The sequence below is a fragment of the Thioclava sp. F42-5 genome, from assembly GCF_002213195.1.
GTDB lineage: Bacteria > Pseudomonadota > Alphaproteobacteria > Rhodobacterales > Rhodobacteraceae > Thioclava > Thioclava nitratireducens.
In genome coordinates, this window is sequence record NZ_NBNZ01000006.1 from 244,442 (window position 1) to 260,553 (window position 16,112).

The following is a 16,112-nucleotide window of genomic DNA, read 5'->3' on the forward strand; positions in this document are numbered from 1 at the left end:
CTGCGCGGGGTGACGCGAAAAGAGGCGCGCGCCCGATCGTGAACGCGAGGTCATCTGACTTGAGGTTTGCGCGATGACAGAGTGCGGCTAAGCTTTCTCCCACGCCCCGGGCCATGCGGCCGTTCGGGGTCTATGAATAAATTCATTCCGCAGGGAGACCGAAATGTCCGATTTCAAGCGCCGTCTGGCTGCCCTCATGCTGGGCGCCGCCTCCACCGGGCTTCTCGCCGCCGGGCCCATTCAGGCCGAGACGGTGAAGCTCACGATCCTCGGGGTTGGCGATATCTACAATTTCGACGGTGACGGCGAGCGCGGCGGGTTCGCCCGGCTCAACGCGGTCGCCAAGAAGGAGCGCGCGGACAATCCCAACACGCTCTATGTCTTCGATGGCGACATGCTCTCGCCCTCGCTTCTGTCGGGGATCGACGAAGGTCAGAACACGATCGACCTGACCAATATCGTGCCCTTCGATATCGCGGTGCCGGGCAACCATGAATTCGATTTCGGCCCGCAGAATTTCGAGAAGAAGATGGAAGCCTCGAAATACCCGTGGGCCGCGATCAACATCACCCAGAAAGACGGCTCGCCGGTTCAGGGTCTGGGCGGCGTGATGATGAAAGAGATCGCCGGTCTCAAGGTCGCGCTCGTTCCGGTCGCGCAGGACACGACGCCCGAGGTCGCCAATTCGGGCGATCTGAAATTCGGGCCGACCGTGGACAGCGCGATCGCAGCAGCCAAGAAGGCGCGCGAGGATGGCGCGGATCTGGTGATCGGGGTCGTGCAGACCGATCAGTCGAACGACCGCGACCTGATCGCGAGCAAGGATTTCGACGTCATCATCTCGGGCGACGACCACCTCAATGCGATGTTCTATGACGGGATCACGGCCTATGTGGAGACCTCGATCGACGCGCGCTACCTGATGCCGGTCGATCTGACCGTCGACATCTCCGAGAAGGACGGCAAGCGCAAGATCAGCTGGACCCCGGATTTCCGCTGGATCGACACCGCGAATGTGACGCCGGATCCGGAATCGATGAAGCTGGTCAACGGCTTCAAGCAGCAACTCGACGACAATCTCGGCCAGCAGATCGGCACGTCGGAGACCGAACTGGACTCGCGGCGCAACGTGGTGCGCTCGCAGGAGAGCACGATGGGCGATCTGATCGCCGATGCGCTGCGCGCCGCGACCAAGGCCGATGTGACGCTGATCAATGGCGGCGGCATCCGGGGCGACACGACCTATGATGCGGGCCACAAGATCACCCGCAAGGACGTGCTGACCGAGCTGCCCTTCGGGAACAAGACGGTGGTGACCGAGATCCCCGGCTCGCAGCTCCTGAGCGCGCTGGAGAACGGCTTCAGCCAGGTCGAGAACGGTGCGGGCCGTTTCCCGCAGATCTCGGGCATGAGCGTGGTCTACGATCCCTCCGCACCGGCCGGGTCGCGCGTGGTCTCGGTCGAGGTGGGCGGTCAGCCGCTCGACAAGGACAAGGTCTACAAGGTCGCGACCAACGATTACATGCTGGGCGGCGGCGACGGCTACACGTCGCTCGGCGGCGGCAAGGTCATCGTGAACGCCGGCAACGGCAACCTGATGGCCAATGACGTGATGACCTATATCGAGGGCAAGGGGACGGTCGCACCCAAGCTCGACGGGCGGATCAAGAAACAGGGCGAGTGAGTTCGACCTGATCGGATCGAGAGGCGGTAGGGAGACCTGCCGCCTTTTCTATTGCGCCTAATGTGGTGAGGGTCGGGCGCGGCCCGGGGCTGGTCGCCCTGTGCCAAGTGGACAACTATTGCCAATATGCGCGTGCAGGGACAGGGAAGCGTAGAGAGGGCCTCGATCTGAACGAACGCAATCTGCTTGCCCGGAACAGCCGCGAAGCGGCCCGGGCAGCGCCCGACCGCCCCCTCGGGCGGGCGCTTGGGTGACGTCAGCGCGCGGATCGAGGTCATCCGGATTTGGCCGCGATTAAGTACGGACCACATGACGAGGGACGCCCGCCCGGCGATCGGGCGCTGCCCTCTGTAACCTCACTCCAAGGGCGGCGCGCTGGCCTCCACCACGGTCTCCATCGCGACATAGCTCGACGAGGAATGGACATGGGGCAGGGTGGACAGCTCTTCCGACATGATCCGCCGGTAATCGGCCATGTCGCGGGCGCGGATCTTCACTAGATAATCGAAGCCCCCGGCGATCATGTAGCACTCTTCGACCTCGGGGATCGCGCGCACCGCGGCGTTGAACGCCTTCAGCGCGGTCTCGCGCGTATCGCTCAATTTCAGCTCGATATAGGTCACATGGGTCAGCCCCAGCTTGATCGGTGAGATCATCGCCCGGTAGCCCTTGATGAGCCCGGTTTCCTCCATTTGGCGGATGCGCGCGGCCACCGGCGTCTTCGACAAGCCGACCCTGCGCGCTATCTCAGCCACGGGAAGGCGTGCATCGGCGATAAGCTCGTTGAGGATTCGCCTGTCGATCGCATCGATCTCTTCACTCATGGGCTACAGAGTCTCCAAAAATAAGTTCCAGAGACCATCGCTTAGCAAATCTTTGCGCCAATCGCCTAGGGGAAATCGAATAGTATCGGACAATCAGACTCAAGGGAGGATCGCATGGGCGACACGTTCGATCAGTTCACGACACAGGCGAAATTCGCCGAAGAAGCCGCGCTTCTGGAGCGGCTAAAGGGCCAGGCCGAACTGAGCGAGAGTGATCGCAAGCAGATCTCCGCCCGCGCGGCGAAGCTCGTGCGCCGTATCCGGACCGAAGCCAAACCGACGCTGATGGAGCATTTCCTCGCGGAATATGGCCTGTCCACGCAGGAAGGCGTGGCGCTGATGTGCCTCGCCGAGGCGATGCTGCGCGTGCCCGATGCCGAGACGATCGACGCGCTGATCGAAGACAAGATCGCACCGTCGGACTGGGGCAAGCACATGGGCACGGCCTCGTCCTCGATGGTCAACGCCTCGACCTGGGCGCTGATGCTGACGGGCCGCGTGCTCGAAGACGAAAAGCCCGGCATGGCAGGCGTGTTGCGCGGGGCCGTGCGCCGTCTGGGCGAGCCGGTGATCCGCGCTGCCGTCAGCCGCGCGATGAAGGAGATGGGCCGCCAGTTTGTCCTTGGCGAGACGATCAAGGACGCGCTGAGCCGAGCCAAGAAGCTCGAAGATCGCGGCTATACCTACAGCTACGACATGCTGGGCGAAGCCGCCCGCACCGCGCGCGATGCCAAGCGCTACGCGAAGGATTACGCCGACGCCATCGCCGCCATCACGAAGGTCTGCAAGGACCGCCCTGTGGCCGAAAATCCCGGCATCTCGGTGAAACTCTCGGCGCTGCATCCGCGCTACGAGGTCGCCAAGGAAGAGCGCGCGATGGCCGAGATCGTGCCGGTGCTCAAAGATCTGGCGAAGGCCGCGAAGGCCGGGAACATGGGCCTCAACATCGACGCCGAGGAGCAGGACCGTCTGGTGATCTCGCTCAAGATCATCAAGGAGGTTCTGTCCGACCCCGAGCTTGCCGGCTGGGACGGGTTCGGCGTGGTCGTGCAGGCTTACGGCAAACGCGCGAGCCTCGTGATCGACTGGCTGGGCGCGCTGGCGGAAAAGCTCGACCGCAAGATCATGGTGCGTCTGGTGAAAGGCGCCTATTGGGACACCGAGATGAAGCTCGCGCAGGTCGAAGGCCTGCCGGACTTCCCGCTGTTCACCACGAAGGCGGCGACCGATGTCAGCTACCTTGCCAATGCGCGCAAGCTGTTCAGCTACACCGACCGCATCTATCCGCAATTCGCGACCCACAATGCCCATTCGGTCGCGGCGATCCTCGAGATGGCCGAGGGCCGTCCCTACGAGTTCCAGCGCCTTCATGGCATGGGCGAGCGTCTGCACGAGATCGTCCACCGCGAAGAGGGCACCCGCTGCCGCATCTACGCCCCCGTCGGCGCGCATCGCGACCTGCTGGCCTATCTGGTGCGCCGCCTGCTGGAGAACGGCGCGAACTCTTCCTTCGTGCACCAGATCGTCGATGAGGACGTGGCGCCCGAGACCATCGCGGAAGACCCGTTCGTGCAACTCGAGACGGCCGAGCGTTCGGCGATGCTCAAGCTTCCCTCGGAGGTGTTCGCCGAGTCCCGCGAGAATTCCATGGGCTTCGATCTGACCGACGAGGGCACGCTTGCGCGCATCGACGCCGCCCGCAATGTGGCGATCCCGGATGCGGGTCCGCTGGTGGCGGGCGAGGCGACGGGGCAAGCCGTGGCCGTCATCAACCCCTCGACCGGCGAAGAGGTGGCCAAGGTCACGGAGGCCGACGAGGCCTGTGTCGCGGCCGCCATCGACGCTGCGCGTCCGTGGGCTGCCCCGGTCGCTGAGCGCGCCGCTGTGCTGCGTCGCGTGGCGGAGCTTTACGAGGAAAACTTCGGCCCCTTCTTCGCGGTGCTCGCGAAAGAGGCGGGCAAGAGCCAGCTCGACGCCGTGGGCGAATTGCGCGAGGCGGTCGACTTCCTGCATTATTATTCGGCGCAGGCCGAAGAGAGCGACCCGACGGCGCGCGGCATCTTCGCGGCGATCAGCCCGTGGAACTTCCCGCTGGCGATCTTCACCGGACAAATCTCGGCGGCGCTGGCTGCCGGTAATGGCGTGATCGCGAAGCCGGCCGAGCAGACGCCGCTCGTCGCCGCCATCGCCGTGCGCCTGATGCATGAGGCGGGTGTGCCGCGCGACGTGCTGCAACTGCTGCCGGGTCAGGGCGAGACGGTGGGCGCAGCCCTGTCGTCCAACCCGAAGATCGCGGGCATCGCCTTCACCGGCTCGACCGAGACGGCGAAGATGATCCGCCGCGCGATGGCCGACAATCTCGATCCGACCGCGCCGCTGATCGCGGAAACCGGCGGTCTGAACGCGATGATCGTGGATTCGACCGCGCTGCCCGAACAGGCGACGCGCGACATCATCGCCTCGGCCTTCCAGTCGGCGGGTCAGCGCTGCTCGGCGCTGCGTTGCCTCTATGTGCAGGAAGACGTGGCCGAGAACCTGATTTCGATGATCAAGGGCGCGATGGACGAGCTGTCGCTGGGCGATCCGTGGTATCTGTCGACCGATGTCGGACCGGTGATCGACAGCGAAGCTCAGGAGGATATCGCGGGCTATATTGCAAAGGCCGAGAAAGAGGGCCGCGTGCTGCACAAGCTCGATGCGCCGTCGAAGGGCCATTTCATCGCGCCGACGCTGGTGAAAATCTCCGGCATCGAGGCGCTGGAGCGTGAGGTCTTCGGCCCGGTTCTGCATATCGCGACCTATCGCGCAGAGGATATCGAGAAGGTGTTCGACGCGATCAACGCCACCGGCTACGGGCTGACCGCCGGTCTGCACAGCCGGATCGACAACCGCGTGCAGGAGGTCTCGGACGCGCTGCATGTCGGCAACCTTTACGTCAACCGCAACCAGATCGGCGCGGTCGTGGGCTCGCAGCCCTTCGGGGGCGAAGGTCTGTCGGGCACGGGGCCGAAAGCGGGTGGACCGCTTTACCTGACCCGCTTCGCGATGGCGCCTGAGGCATCGTCGAAAAACGGCGAATGGGGCCACAAGGCCGATCTCGACACGCTGCGCAAAAAGCTTGCGAAAGCGGCGGCGAAGGCCGAGGCGGCGGGGCCGCTCGAGGCGCTGGAACTGCCGGGCCCGACGGGCGAGGCTAACACGCTGCGTCGCTATTCGCGCGGGCCGATCCTGTGCCTCGGGCCGGGTGAAGCCGCGCAGGTCGCGCAGATCAAGGAAGTCGAGAAGCTGGGCGGTGTGGCCGTCGGTGCCGATGGCAAGATCGCCCCGGAAGTGCTTGAAACGCTTGAGGATATCGCGGGCGCCATCTGGTGGGGCCACGATACGCGCGCCCTCGTCAAAGCGCTTGCAAAGCGCGAGGGCCCGATCCTGACGCTGACCACCGGCGCGGTGCAGAAGGCCGATGTCCTCCACGAGCGGCATCTGTGCGTCGACACCACCGCGGCGGGCGGCAACGCGGCGCTGCTGGCGGGGTAAGCCCCGCTAGCCTGCTAGCCCACATCCTCGGAGGCCACCGACATCGCCTTGATGATCGCGTGGCACCTCTTCCCCTCGGTCAGGCCAAGCGCCGCGACCGAGCGGGTGGTGAGCCGGGCCAGCAGATGCTCGTCGCCCATCTTCAGGCGGGCATAGACGCTGGGGGGAGCCGCAGGACGCAGCTCCGTGACCGTCACCGGCAGGATGTTGAGCGCAGAGAGGCCTTCGGGCCGCGCAACCGCAAGCGTTACGTCCCCCGCATGGATTCGCAGCCGCAGCGATTGGCCGGGCTGACCTTCCCGATATGGCAGCAGCACCGGCCCGCCTGCGGTTTCGATCCGGGTCAGGCCGTCGGCTTCCTGCGCCATGACACGTCCCGAAATCACCGCCCCCGCTTCGCGCTGCCCGAGCGCGGGGGCGAGTGTCGGATCGGACAGAATCTCGCGCGCGGGGCCGAAGCCGCGCAGCCGGCCGGCCTCGATCAGCGCGATGGAGGTGGCGAGACGCGCGACCTCGGCCGGTGCGTGGCTGACATAGAGGATGGGAAGTTTAACTTCGTCCCGTAACCGCTCGATAAAGGGAAGGATTTCCGATTTTCGCGCAGCGTCCAGCGCGGCGAGTGGCTCGTCCATCAGCAGCATCCGCGGGTTCGACAGGATCGCGCGACCAAGCGCGACGCGGCTTTTCTCACCGCCCGAGAGCGCGGCGGGTCGGCGCTCCAGCAGCGCGCCGAGGCCGAGCATATCGATGATGCGGTCGAACTCCGGCGCGGTCTTGGTTTTGTTGAAACGCTGCCCGTAGAGTAGGTTTGATCTGACGCTCAGATGCGGGAACAACCGGGCGTCCTGAAAGACATAGCCGATGCGTCGCTTGTGGGGCGGCAGGCAGATCCCGGCCTCGGTCTCGAGCAGCACCTCTCCATTGACGACGATCCGCCCCCGGTCGGGCCGCAGCAGCCCCGCGACCGCGTTCACCACGGTCGTCTTGCCCGCGCCGGACGGGCCGAACAGCGCGGTCACGCCCTCAGGCGCGGTGAAGTCTACGTCGAGATCGAGCGCCGGCAGGCGATGGCTGAGCGAGATTTCCAGCATCAGTTCTGTCCCGCGATCCGCGCCGCGATCCGACGCGCCAGCCACTCCGAGACCAACAGCGCGCCAAGCGCCAGCGTGACCGAGATCACCACCAGCCGCGCGGCCTCGACCTCGCCGCCCGGCACCTGCAATTGCGAATAGATCGCGAGCGGCAGGGTCTGGGTCTGGCCGGGGATGTTCGAGACGAAGGTAATCGTCGCGCCGAATTCGCCCATCGCCTTGGCGAAGGCGGTGATCGCGCCCGCAAGGATGCCGGGCAGGATCAGGGGCAGGGTGATCGTGGCGAAGCAGGAAAACTTCGACGCCCCGAGGGTGGAGGCCGCCTGTTCCAGCTTCGGGTCCACCGCCTCGATCGCGAGCCGGATCGCGCGCACCATCAGCGGAAAGGCCATGATCCCGGCGGCCAGTGCCGCGCCGCGCCACGAGAAGGCGACCGTGATCCCGACCCGCGCCAGCGCCGCCCCGATCACCCCGTTCGGCGCGAAGCCTATCAGCAGCAGGTAGCCAGTGACGACCGGCGGCAGGATCAGCGGCAGATGCACCAGCCCGTTGACGAGGCTGCGCCCCGGAAAGCGCCAGCGGGCCAGCGCATAGGCGACGAACAGCCCGGGCGGCAATGACAGTAGCGTCGCCCAGCCTGCCACTTTCAGCGAGAGAAAGACTGCTTGCCAGTCGGAGGACGACAGCCAGCTCATTTCAGTGTCTCGAAGCCTTGCTCGTGGAAGATCTTCGCGGCGGCGTCGGATTTCAGCTCGGCATAGAAGCTTTTCGCCGCGTCGCTATCGGTGAGGCGGGCGGCGGGGTAGCGGATCGGTGGGTGGCTGTCTTCGGGGAAAGTCGCCACGACATGCACGCGCGGCTCGGCCACGGCGTCGGTCGCATAGGTGATCCCGTAGGGTGCTGCGCCAAGTGCCACCATCGCAAGTGTCGCGCGCACGTTATCGGCCTGCGCGACTTCGGGCTCGACCTTGGACCAGAGCCCGTAATGCTCCAGCGCCGCCTTGCCGTATTGCCCGGCGGGCACCGCGTTCACCAGCGACATGGCCAGCTTGCCGCCATTCAGAAGCGCGTCGAAATCGAGATCGCGAGAAATCGTCACCGGTTTCGCTTTTGGATCATGGGCGATCAGCACAAGGTGGTTGGCCAGCAGATCCTCCTGCACCTTGATGCGGCCCGTCTTCGCGACCGTCTCCATCCAGCCCGGATTTGCGGAGATGTAAATATCGGCCGGTGCTCCGGCGGCGATCTGGCGGGCCAGCGCACCGGACCCGGCGAAGGAAATATGCGCCACGTCGCCGGTCTTCGTCTCCCAGAGCTTCGCTACCTGATCGAGCGCGGTCTTCATCGACGCGGCGGCGAAGATCGTGACCTCCTCTGCGCGGGCGGGTAGCGCGAGGCTCGCCGTCGTAAGCGCAAGGGCGAGGATGCGGGGCAGGGACATGGGGCCTCCTTCGATATGTTTCACCAGACATATTGCAGCGCAGATCGCCAAAGGCAAGCGCGGGCCGCCGCGGGAAGGGCTCAAAAGGAAAAGACCGGCGCATTGCTGCGCCGGCCCGTTCTAGGAGGTCTAATGGAAAGGCTTAGCCTCCCGAACTTTCGTTTTGCGCAGGCGCCGAGGCCTGATCGCTGGAGGGATATCCCGGACCCATCAGCTTGCCGTCGACCTCTTTGCCGTAGAAGCCCTGATGGTTGTGGTGCCATTTGTCGACGGCGTCCTTCACCGTCACGTCGCCGATCTGCCGCGGGTCGTTCGGGCGCGGATGGCTGTCGACGAAGGCGGCCACGTCCCAGGCTTCCTGCACGGTCAGTTTATTCGGCTCCGACAGCGGCATGTTATGCTTGATGAAGGCGGCGGCGGCGTTGATCTTGTGCATGCCCGCGCCCCAGTTGAAGCTGTTCGGCCCCCAGAGCGGCGGGAAGACGACCTTGCCGTTGATGTCCTTCTGACCCTGACCGTCGGCGCCGTGGCAAACCGCGCAGTTCTGGGCGAAGACCGCTTCGCCGCGCTGGCGCGAGGGCTCTTTCGCGGGCTTGTCGATCTTGCCGAAGCCTGCGCCTTCCGGTTTCTCGCCCGTGGGCAGACCCTTCGACATCCAGAAGAAATAGGCCTGCAGATCGCGATAGACATCCGAGCCATAGGGCGGCGGTCCCCCCGAGGGCGAACCTTGCGCGTTCATCGAATAGGTGAAGCAGCCCTTGATGCGGTCCTCCATGGTGTTCACCATTTTGTTCTTGCCGCGATATTTCGGATAGACCGGGTAGGCGGCCCACATCGGCGCGGAGAAGGCCTGGCGGCCCGCGTCGAGGTGGCAGTTCGAGCAGGACAGGTCGTTTCCGACGAAGTCATGCGCGTTGGTGCCGGTATCGTTGAAAATCGCCATGCCTCGGCGGACCGACTTGCCGAAATCGTCGTCGGGAATGGTGCTCTCCGCAGGCGGGGTGAAAAGCTTCGCCTGCTGCGTGTCGCCGCCGCTTTGCTGCGCGGCGGCCTCGGCTTCGCTCTGGTCACGCGTGGCGCCGGTCAACCAGCTGGGTGCGAGGCCGAAATTTACCAGCAGCGAGCCCAGCACGACCAGTGCGAGGCCACCGCCTACCGCGAGGATCGCGCGCAGGGCCGTCTTGCCGCGGGAGGGGTCGGTCTCTCCGCGCGGAGGGATGTCGGACGGGTGCTTGTTACTCATTGATCCACTCCTTCACGCACCGGGATGTTGCTTTCCATCGCGGCCAGTTCGGTATTGTCCATCGCCGGCATCGGGGCGAGCGAGGCGAGGTAATCGGCCACCGCGCGCCGATCCGCATCGTTCAGCGCCTTGCCGATCCCCGCCATCAGGCCGAGCGGCGAGTTATGGCGCGCGCCGCCTGCCCACATCGCGAGTTGATGCGCGACATAGGCCGGCTGCTGCGCGGCGATCCCGGGAAAATTCGGCGCGACGCCGACGCCCGAGGGCCCGTGGCAGGTGAAGCAAGCCGGAACGCCGATCGACCAGTCGCCTTCCTTGGCAAGCTGTGCGCCGCGCTTGAGATCGCCTTCCAGAGAAGGCTTCGCGCCCGAGGGGCTGGTCATCGTGGCGTAGTAGTTCGCCAGTTCGACGATTTCCTGATCGCTCAGCCCCTTGGCCACATAGGCCATCGAGTCGTTGGGCCGGGTGCCTTTCTGGAAGTCGCGCAACTGCTTGGCCAGATAGGGCGCCGGAAGGCCCGCCAGCCGCGGCACGGTCTCGGTGCCTTCGCCCTTGTCGCCGTGACAGCTTGCGCAGGCCCAGACCGTGCCCGAGCCCTGACTGACGAGCTGCGCGACGCGCTCGGACCCGGGGCCTTTCTCGGCAGCTGCGGATTCCGGCTGCGCGGGCAAGTTGTTGATCAGCCCCGCGAGGCCGGCGCCGCCATCGAGCGGGTCCATGTCGCCCGCCACCTTGCGGATATCGGCGACCTCCGGGGCGCTGATGGTCTTGGCGTCGTCATTGAGCCCGGTGGCCACATAGGATGCGACTTCGGAGATTTCGGTGTCGCTGAGAACAGAGCCGAAGGCGGGCATCTCGCCCTCGTAGCTCTCGCCATTGACGTTGAGCTTGCCACCGATGCCGCGCATCACGATCTGGGTCACCGCCTTGGCGCCGCCCAGCTTCACGATGTCAGAACCGTGCAGCGGGGGGAAGGCGCCGGTGACGCCTTCACCGGCATCGCCATGGCAGGTCGCGCAATTGTCCGCGAACAGCGTCTTGCCCGCGTCGAGATCGGGCGCGGCGGCCTGCGCGAGTTTCGTGGGCTCTTGCTTGGCCGCTTCGGTTTGCGCCTTGTCCGCGACCTGAACGGCGGTGCTGGTCTGGACCAGCATGATCACCCCCCAGATCGCGAGCGCGATCGCGATCGAATAGACGGGCCACGGGATGCGGCGGGTTGCCTCGAACGGCTCGAAAGTCTCGTCGGGACGCCGGGGATCGGGTTTCTTGTCGGTCATTCTTGTCTCCGTCGTCTCAGTTCGAGGCCTTGGTGGCATCGGTCGCTTCGCGTTGCTTCTCGGCGATCAGCGCGTAGCCGTTGTCGCGCAGACCGTCCTTCGGCGGAGCGTATTGGCGTGTCATGCCTTGCAGATACGTCACGAGGTCGAGCGCATCCTGCTTGGCCACGATCACACCGGATTTGGGCGCGTATTTCGCGGGCAGCTTGACCACCACATCGTCAGGCCCGGCTTTGTCCTTATGCGTGAAGAGGTAGGGATAGGCGGGCATGATCGACCAGCTGGAGATCGCGCGGGGCTGATAGAGATGGGTCAGTTGCCATGCCTGCGAGGGCATGCGGTCGCCGATATCCATCAGGTCCGGCCCGGTGCGCATCGTGCCCAGCTGGTGAGGGGCGTCATAGGCGTAGTCGCCCGCGACCGAGGCCCGGCCCCAGCCGCGCTCGGCATCGGGGGCCTGTGCCAGCGAACGCGGCTGCTGCGAGTGGCAGTAGAGGCAGCCCAGCGAGACATAGACCTCACGGCCGCGCGCCTCGGCCTCGGTGTAAGGCTTGAGCCCCGTCGTCGGTCCCTGTGCGCTGATCTGCATGCCCGGCGCGATCACCAGGAACAGGGTCGCGAGCGCGAGGATCGCCAGCGCCGTGATTGCGAGAGGAAGATAGCGGTTCATTCTGCAGCCACCATGTTGTCGGTTTCGGTCTCACGGGTCTTCTTGGAAAAGCCGATCGCAATGAGGTTGATCGCCAGCAGCACATGGCCCAGCGTCATCAGCCCGCCGCCGAGCGAACGGCCTTCAAGATAGGGCTTGAGCAGGGTCACGCTGTCGGCGAAGGGCTTCGTCGCATCGAGCTGGGCAAGGCCCTGCAGCACGCCGCCGATTGTCAGCGAGAAGAAGTAGATCGCGAAGCCGATCACGTTCAGCCAGAAATGCCATGCGATCATCCGCGGGAAGGGCCAGTATTTCCCGGTCGCGCGCGGCACGACCTGATAGATCACGCCCATCAGCACCAGCGACACGAAGGCATAGGCGCCCAGATGCGCGTGCGCCACCGTGTAATGGGTGAAGTGGGTGATCGTGTTGACCGAGCGCAGCGCCTCGATCGAGCCCTGGAAAGAGGCCAGCGTGTACATCACCGCCCCGAAGGAGATGAAGCGCAGCGGGATCGACTCCTTGAGCGCCCAGAGATTGGCCGCCACCGTGACGTGCTGGTTGATCGCCACCGCGATCACGGGAACGAACATCATCACCGAATGGACGACCGAGAGCGTCACCAGCCAGGTCGGGACCGGGCCGCCGATCAGGTGGTGGATGCCGACCTGGCTGTAGAACAGCGCCAGCGCCCAGAAGCCAACCAGCGAGAGCGCGTAGGAATAGACCGGTTTGCCGATGATCTTCGGGATGAAGTAATAGGCCGCGCCCACGCCCAGCGGCGTCAACCAGAGGCCCAGCACGTTATGGGCGTACCACCAGTTCATCGTGGCCTGCTCGACCCCGTGATGGACGCCGGGAATGTTGGCGATGACGAACAGCACCGGGAACCAGAGCACCGCGGCGAGGAAATACCAGCCGGAGACGTAGATGTGATGGACGTTGCGGTGCTTCGCGGTCGCGATCAGCGGGGCCACGAAACAGGCCGCGCCGGCTGCGAGGACGATGTCGATCTGCCACGGAATCTCGAGCCATTCGAGCCCGTCGGTCCAGCCGTTCGCGATGGCGAACACGCCTGCGGCGAGGCCGATATTCCAAAGCACGATCCCGGTCTTCAGAAGGCCCGTCATGCGCAGTTCGGTGCGGAAGATACGCGGAAGGATCCAGCAGACGGCAGCGAGGCCGCCCTGGCTCGCCCAGCCATAGGCGACCGAGTTCAGGTGCACCGTGCGCATCCGCCCGAAGGTCATCTGCGCAGTTCCCGACATCAGATCGGGCAGGTGCAGTTCCAGCGAGGCGGCCAGCCCGTGCAGCGAGCCGTAGATCAGCCAGAACACCGCCGCCGCGATGAGCCACATCACGACGCTGGACGAACTCGCGTCGATACCGGCGCGCGCCGCGTTGAAGTGGTGAGGGTCGTTCGGCGCGTCGGTATCCGCGCCCTCGCCGGGCTCGAAGATGGTCCGCGCATCGTCGGCGTCTGGCGTGTGGACCTGCTTGTTCGCGATCGCCCAGATCAGGATCGTCAACGCCAGTAGCGAGATGACGAAGCTGAGGGCGAGCAGCAGGCCGAGCGTTTCGGTGATTTGCATTGGCTGGCTCCGGTGTCAGGTTTGACCCGGGCCGAGCCGGTGCGACGCGTGGATGCTCGTCACTGTTCCATTCTCCCTTTAGCCCGGTCGGTCGGTTCTTGTTCACGTCGTTTTCACGAACAATGCATGGCGGAGTGATCTGTTCCAAACATTCAGATGTATGCAGATGTCGGGCGCACCGACGCCCGCCGAGGGACGATCACGACCATGTGGCGCGGGCGCCGGATGTTCGCGAGCGCCCAGAATGATGCAGTCACGGGGGCGCGACCACCTCTCCTCACGCGATGATGATCTTGGTTGAACGAGCCGCTCGGAGAGCTTTCCTCGGCGGAAAGCGCACGCGCCAGCCGGGCCTTGTTTTTCGGGCGGAAATCCGCTGGCGGGACGCTCGCGAGGCGCTCCCGCAGCGCTGATCGGGGCAACGATCTCGTGATCCGCGGCTCACGATTGCCGTGAGATGAGTTGAAAGCGGGGCGGGGTTCCCCAAGGGGCAGGGCGGCAGACCGCTTCCGGGGATAGGGGAACCGATCGGGCCGCAGATGCGATTCCGATACAGGAGCGCGCGGTGCGCGCCGCCTTGCGTGGCGTGTCGCAGCGGATCGCGCGAGATGCGATGGAAAGGCAGGCTCGAGAGTGGCCGTGAACGAGAACTTCAAGGATCACGCCGCCAACGAGCGGACCTTCCTCGCGTGGCTCCGCACGGCCGTCGCGATCGTCGGGGTCGGGCTCACCGCGGCGAAGTTGACCCGGACGGATCTTCCGCAATGGTCCGATCTGGCGATGGTGCTGAGCGGCGGGGTCGTGGTGATCCTCGCCTTCGTGCGCATGCGGATGCTGCGCGCCGCGATCGAAAGCGGCAAGGCCCCGGACAGCCAAGGAACCAACTGGCCCGAGCTGGTGCTGTTTGCGCTGGTGATCGCGCTTCTGGTTCTGCTCGGGATTTTCATCCTGCATGTCACCTGACACTCTTGCATCTTCGTCGCCGCACAGGCTTGATGCCGCCAAATTATGGAGGACATTACATGAAACTTCTGCGTCACGGGCTTATCGGAGCCGAAAAACCGGGGCTGATGGACGGTCAGGGTGTGATCCGCGACCTGTCGGGCCAGGTCGCCGATATCGGGGGTGCGGTGCTCTCGGATGACGGGTTGGCGGCGATCGGCTCGCTGGACGTGTCCGAGCTGCCCGCTGTGCCCGAAGGCACGCGTCTGGGCGCGCCGATCGCGGGCATCGGGAAGATGATCTGCATCGGGCTGAACTATGCCGACCACGCTGCGGAATCGGGCGCGATGGTGCCGCCGGAGCCGCTGATCTTCATGAAGGCCACTTCCGCGATCCAGGGCCCGAACGATCCGATCGTGATTCCGCGCGGCGCCGAGCAGACCGACTGGGAAGTCGAGCTGGGCATCGTCATCGGCAAACCTGCGAAATACGTCTCGGAAGAGGATGCGATGGATTACGTCGCGGGCTACGTGCTCGCCAACGACGTGTCCGAGCGCAGCTACCAGAAGGACCGCTCGGGCCAGTGGACCAAGGGCAAGAGCTGCGACAGCTTCGGCCCGCTCGGACCGTATCTGGTGACGCGCGACGCGGTGGCCGATCCGCAGAAGCTGGCGATGAAGCTGAGCGTGAACGGCGAAGTGATGCAGAACGGCTCGACCGAGACGATGGTCTTCGGCGTGAAGAAGCTGGTCAGCTACCTCTCGCAATTCATGACGCTGCATCCGGGCGACGTGATCTCGACCGGGACCCCTCCGGGCGTCGCAATGGGGATGGAGACCCCGCGTTTCCTGCGTCCGGGCGATGTGGTGGAGCTGGAGATCGAAGGGCTGGGCCAGCAGCGCGCCGAGGTCGTGGCCGACGCCTGAGGCAGGTCCTTGCGAACAGGGCAGGGCGCGCGGAACACTCGCGCGCCCTTTCTCATACGCGATTACAGCCGGATCGGGTCGTCCTTGGCGATCCGGTCGAACTCCATCAGCGTCTGCACCAGCTTCGGCATCTGGTTGAGCGGGATCATGTTCGGCCCGTCCGAGGGCGCGCTATCGGGCGCCTCATGGGTTTCGATGAACACGCCCGCAATGCCCAGCGACACCGCCGCACGCGCCATCACCGGCGCGAATTCGCGCTGACCGCCAGAGGAGCCGCCCTGACCGCCGGGCTGCTGCACCGAATGGGTCGCGTCCATGATCACCGGGTAGCCGGTCTTCGCCATCTCGGGCAGGCCGCGCATATCGGCGACCAGCGTGTTGTAGCCGAAGGAGGTGCCGCGCTCTGTCAGCAGGATCTTCTCGTTGCCGGTGGAGGCGACCTTCTCGGCCACGTTGGGCATGTCCCACGGCGCGAGGAACTGGCCCTTCTTGATGTTCACCACGCAGCCGGTCTCGCCCGCGGCCAGCAAAAGATCGGTCTGGCGGCACAGGAAGGCCGGGATCTGGATTACGTCGACGACGGCGCCCGCGATGCGGGCCTGTTCCGCGTCGTGGATGTCGGTCAGTACCGGGCAGCCGATCTCTGCGCGCACCTCTTCAAGGATCTTCAGTCCCGCGTCGATGCCGAGGCCGCGCTTGCCTTTGAGGCTGGTGCGGTTGGCCTTGTCGTAGCTCGCCTTGAAGATGAACTGCGCGCCCGCCTGGTCGCAGGCGCGGGCCATTTCCTTCGCGATCATCATCGCATGGTCGCGGCTTTCGAGCTGGCACGGACCCGCGATCACCGTCAGCGGGCGATCGTTCGAGACGGTCAGCCCGCCGATTTTCACGTCTTTCATTTCTCTCTCCGCA

Annotated in this window: 13 protein-coding genes; 4 read left to right on the forward strand and 9 right to left on the reverse strand. The window is 65.3% G+C overall.

The features are described from left to right. Positions 1-163: 163 nt before the first annotated feature. Positions 164-1,684 carry a bifunctional UDP-sugar hydrolase/5'-nucleotidase gene (locus tag B6V74_RS16005; RefSeq protein WP_088718501.1) on the forward strand — a complete coding sequence of 507 codons (1,521 nt, stop codon included), beginning with the start codon at positions 164-166 and terminating at the stop codon, positions 1,682-1,684. Between the two features lie 356 nt (positions 1,685-2,040). Here B6V74_RS16005 and B6V74_RS16010 read toward each other — a convergent pair whose 3' ends face one another. Beyond that, the gene (locus tag B6V74_RS16010; RefSeq protein ID WP_075774978.1) at positions 2,041-2,508 is read right to left on the reverse strand and encodes an Lrp/AsnC family transcriptional regulator; all 468 of its coding nucleotides are present in this window, start codon (positions 2,506-2,508) and stop codon (positions 2,041-2,043) included. 114 nt (positions 2,509-2,622) lie between these two features. Here B6V74_RS16010 and putA point away from each other — a divergent pair, with 114 nt between their 5' ends. Next, a complete protein-coding gene (gene putA, locus B6V74_RS16015) occupies positions 2,623-6,042 on the forward strand; it encodes a bifunctional proline dehydrogenase/L-glutamate gamma-semialdehyde dehydrogenase PutA (RefSeq protein WP_088723374.1) in 3,420 nt (1,139 codons plus the stop codon). Between the two features lie 14 nt (positions 6,043-6,056). Here the strand turns inward: putA and modC are convergent, their stop codons facing one another. The 7 genes from modC to B6V74_RS16050 all read right to left on the reverse strand — a co-directional run bounded on the left by modC (position 6,057) and on the right by B6V74_RS16050 (position 13,335). After that, a complete protein-coding gene (gene modC / locus B6V74_RS16020; RefSeq protein ID WP_088723375.1) occupies positions 6,057-7,133 on the reverse strand; it encodes a molybdenum ABC transporter ATP-binding protein in 1,077 nt (358 codons plus the stop codon). Next, positions 7,133-7,828, reverse strand: coding sequence for a molybdate ABC transporter permease subunit (gene modB / locus B6V74_RS16025; RefSeq protein ID WP_088723376.1), 696 nt, complete (start codon positions 7,826-7,828; stop codon positions 7,133-7,135). Before modB ends, modC begins: the two co-directional genes overlap by 1 nt. After that, the gene (gene modA, locus B6V74_RS16030; protein WP_088723377.1) at positions 7,825-8,574 is read right to left on the reverse strand and encodes a molybdate ABC transporter substrate-binding protein; all 750 of its coding nucleotides are present in this window, start codon (positions 8,572-8,574) and stop codon (positions 7,825-7,827) included. The genes modB and modA overlap by 4 nt, the downstream gene beginning before the upstream one ends. 142 nt (positions 8,575-8,716) lie before the next feature. Then, a complete protein-coding gene (locus tag B6V74_RS16035; RefSeq protein ID WP_088718506.1) occupies positions 8,717-9,817 on the reverse strand; it encodes a c-type cytochrome in 1,101 nt (366 codons plus the stop codon). After that, the gene (locus tag B6V74_RS16040; protein ID WP_168184242.1) at positions 9,814-11,094 is read right to left on the reverse strand and encodes a c-type cytochrome; all 1,281 of its coding nucleotides are present in this window, start codon (positions 11,092-11,094) and stop codon (positions 9,814-9,816) included. The genes B6V74_RS16035 and B6V74_RS16040 overlap by 4 nt, the downstream gene beginning before the upstream one ends. A 16-nt stretch (positions 11,095-11,110) precedes the next feature. Next, complete coding sequence (locus B6V74_RS16045) at positions 11,111-11,764, reverse strand: cbb3-type cytochrome c oxidase subunit II (RefSeq protein WP_088723379.1); 654 nt, start codon at positions 11,762-11,764, stop codon at positions 11,111-11,113. Next, positions 11,761-13,335, reverse strand: coding sequence for a cbb3-type cytochrome c oxidase subunit I (locus tag B6V74_RS16050; protein ID WP_240497129.1), 1,575 nt, complete (start codon positions 13,333-13,335; stop codon positions 11,761-11,763). Before B6V74_RS16050 ends, B6V74_RS16045 begins: the two co-directional genes overlap by 4 nt. Positions 13,336-13,968: 633 nt before the next feature. On the opposite strand from B6V74_RS16050, the gene B6V74_RS16055 reads away from it, so the two are divergent. Then, positions 13,969-14,298, forward strand: coding sequence for a DUF202 domain-containing protein (locus B6V74_RS16055; protein ID WP_240496886.1), 330 nt, complete (start codon positions 13,969-13,971; stop codon positions 14,296-14,298). Positions 14,299-14,357: 59 nt separating this feature from the next. Continuing rightward, positions 14,358-15,203 carry a fumarylacetoacetate hydrolase family protein gene (locus B6V74_RS16060; protein WP_088723380.1) on the forward strand — a complete coding sequence of 282 codons (846 nt, stop codon included), beginning with the start codon at positions 14,358-14,360 and terminating at the stop codon, positions 15,201-15,203. Between the two features lie 62 nt (positions 15,204-15,265). Here the strand turns inward: B6V74_RS16060 and kdsA are convergent, their stop codons facing one another. Continuing rightward, positions 15,266-16,099, reverse strand: a complete 834-nt coding sequence (gene kdsA, locus B6V74_RS16065; RefSeq protein ID WP_088718509.1) for a 3-deoxy-8-phosphooctulonate synthase — start codon at positions 16,097-16,099, stop codon at positions 15,266-15,268. Positions 16,100-16,112 lie beyond the last annotated feature (13 nt).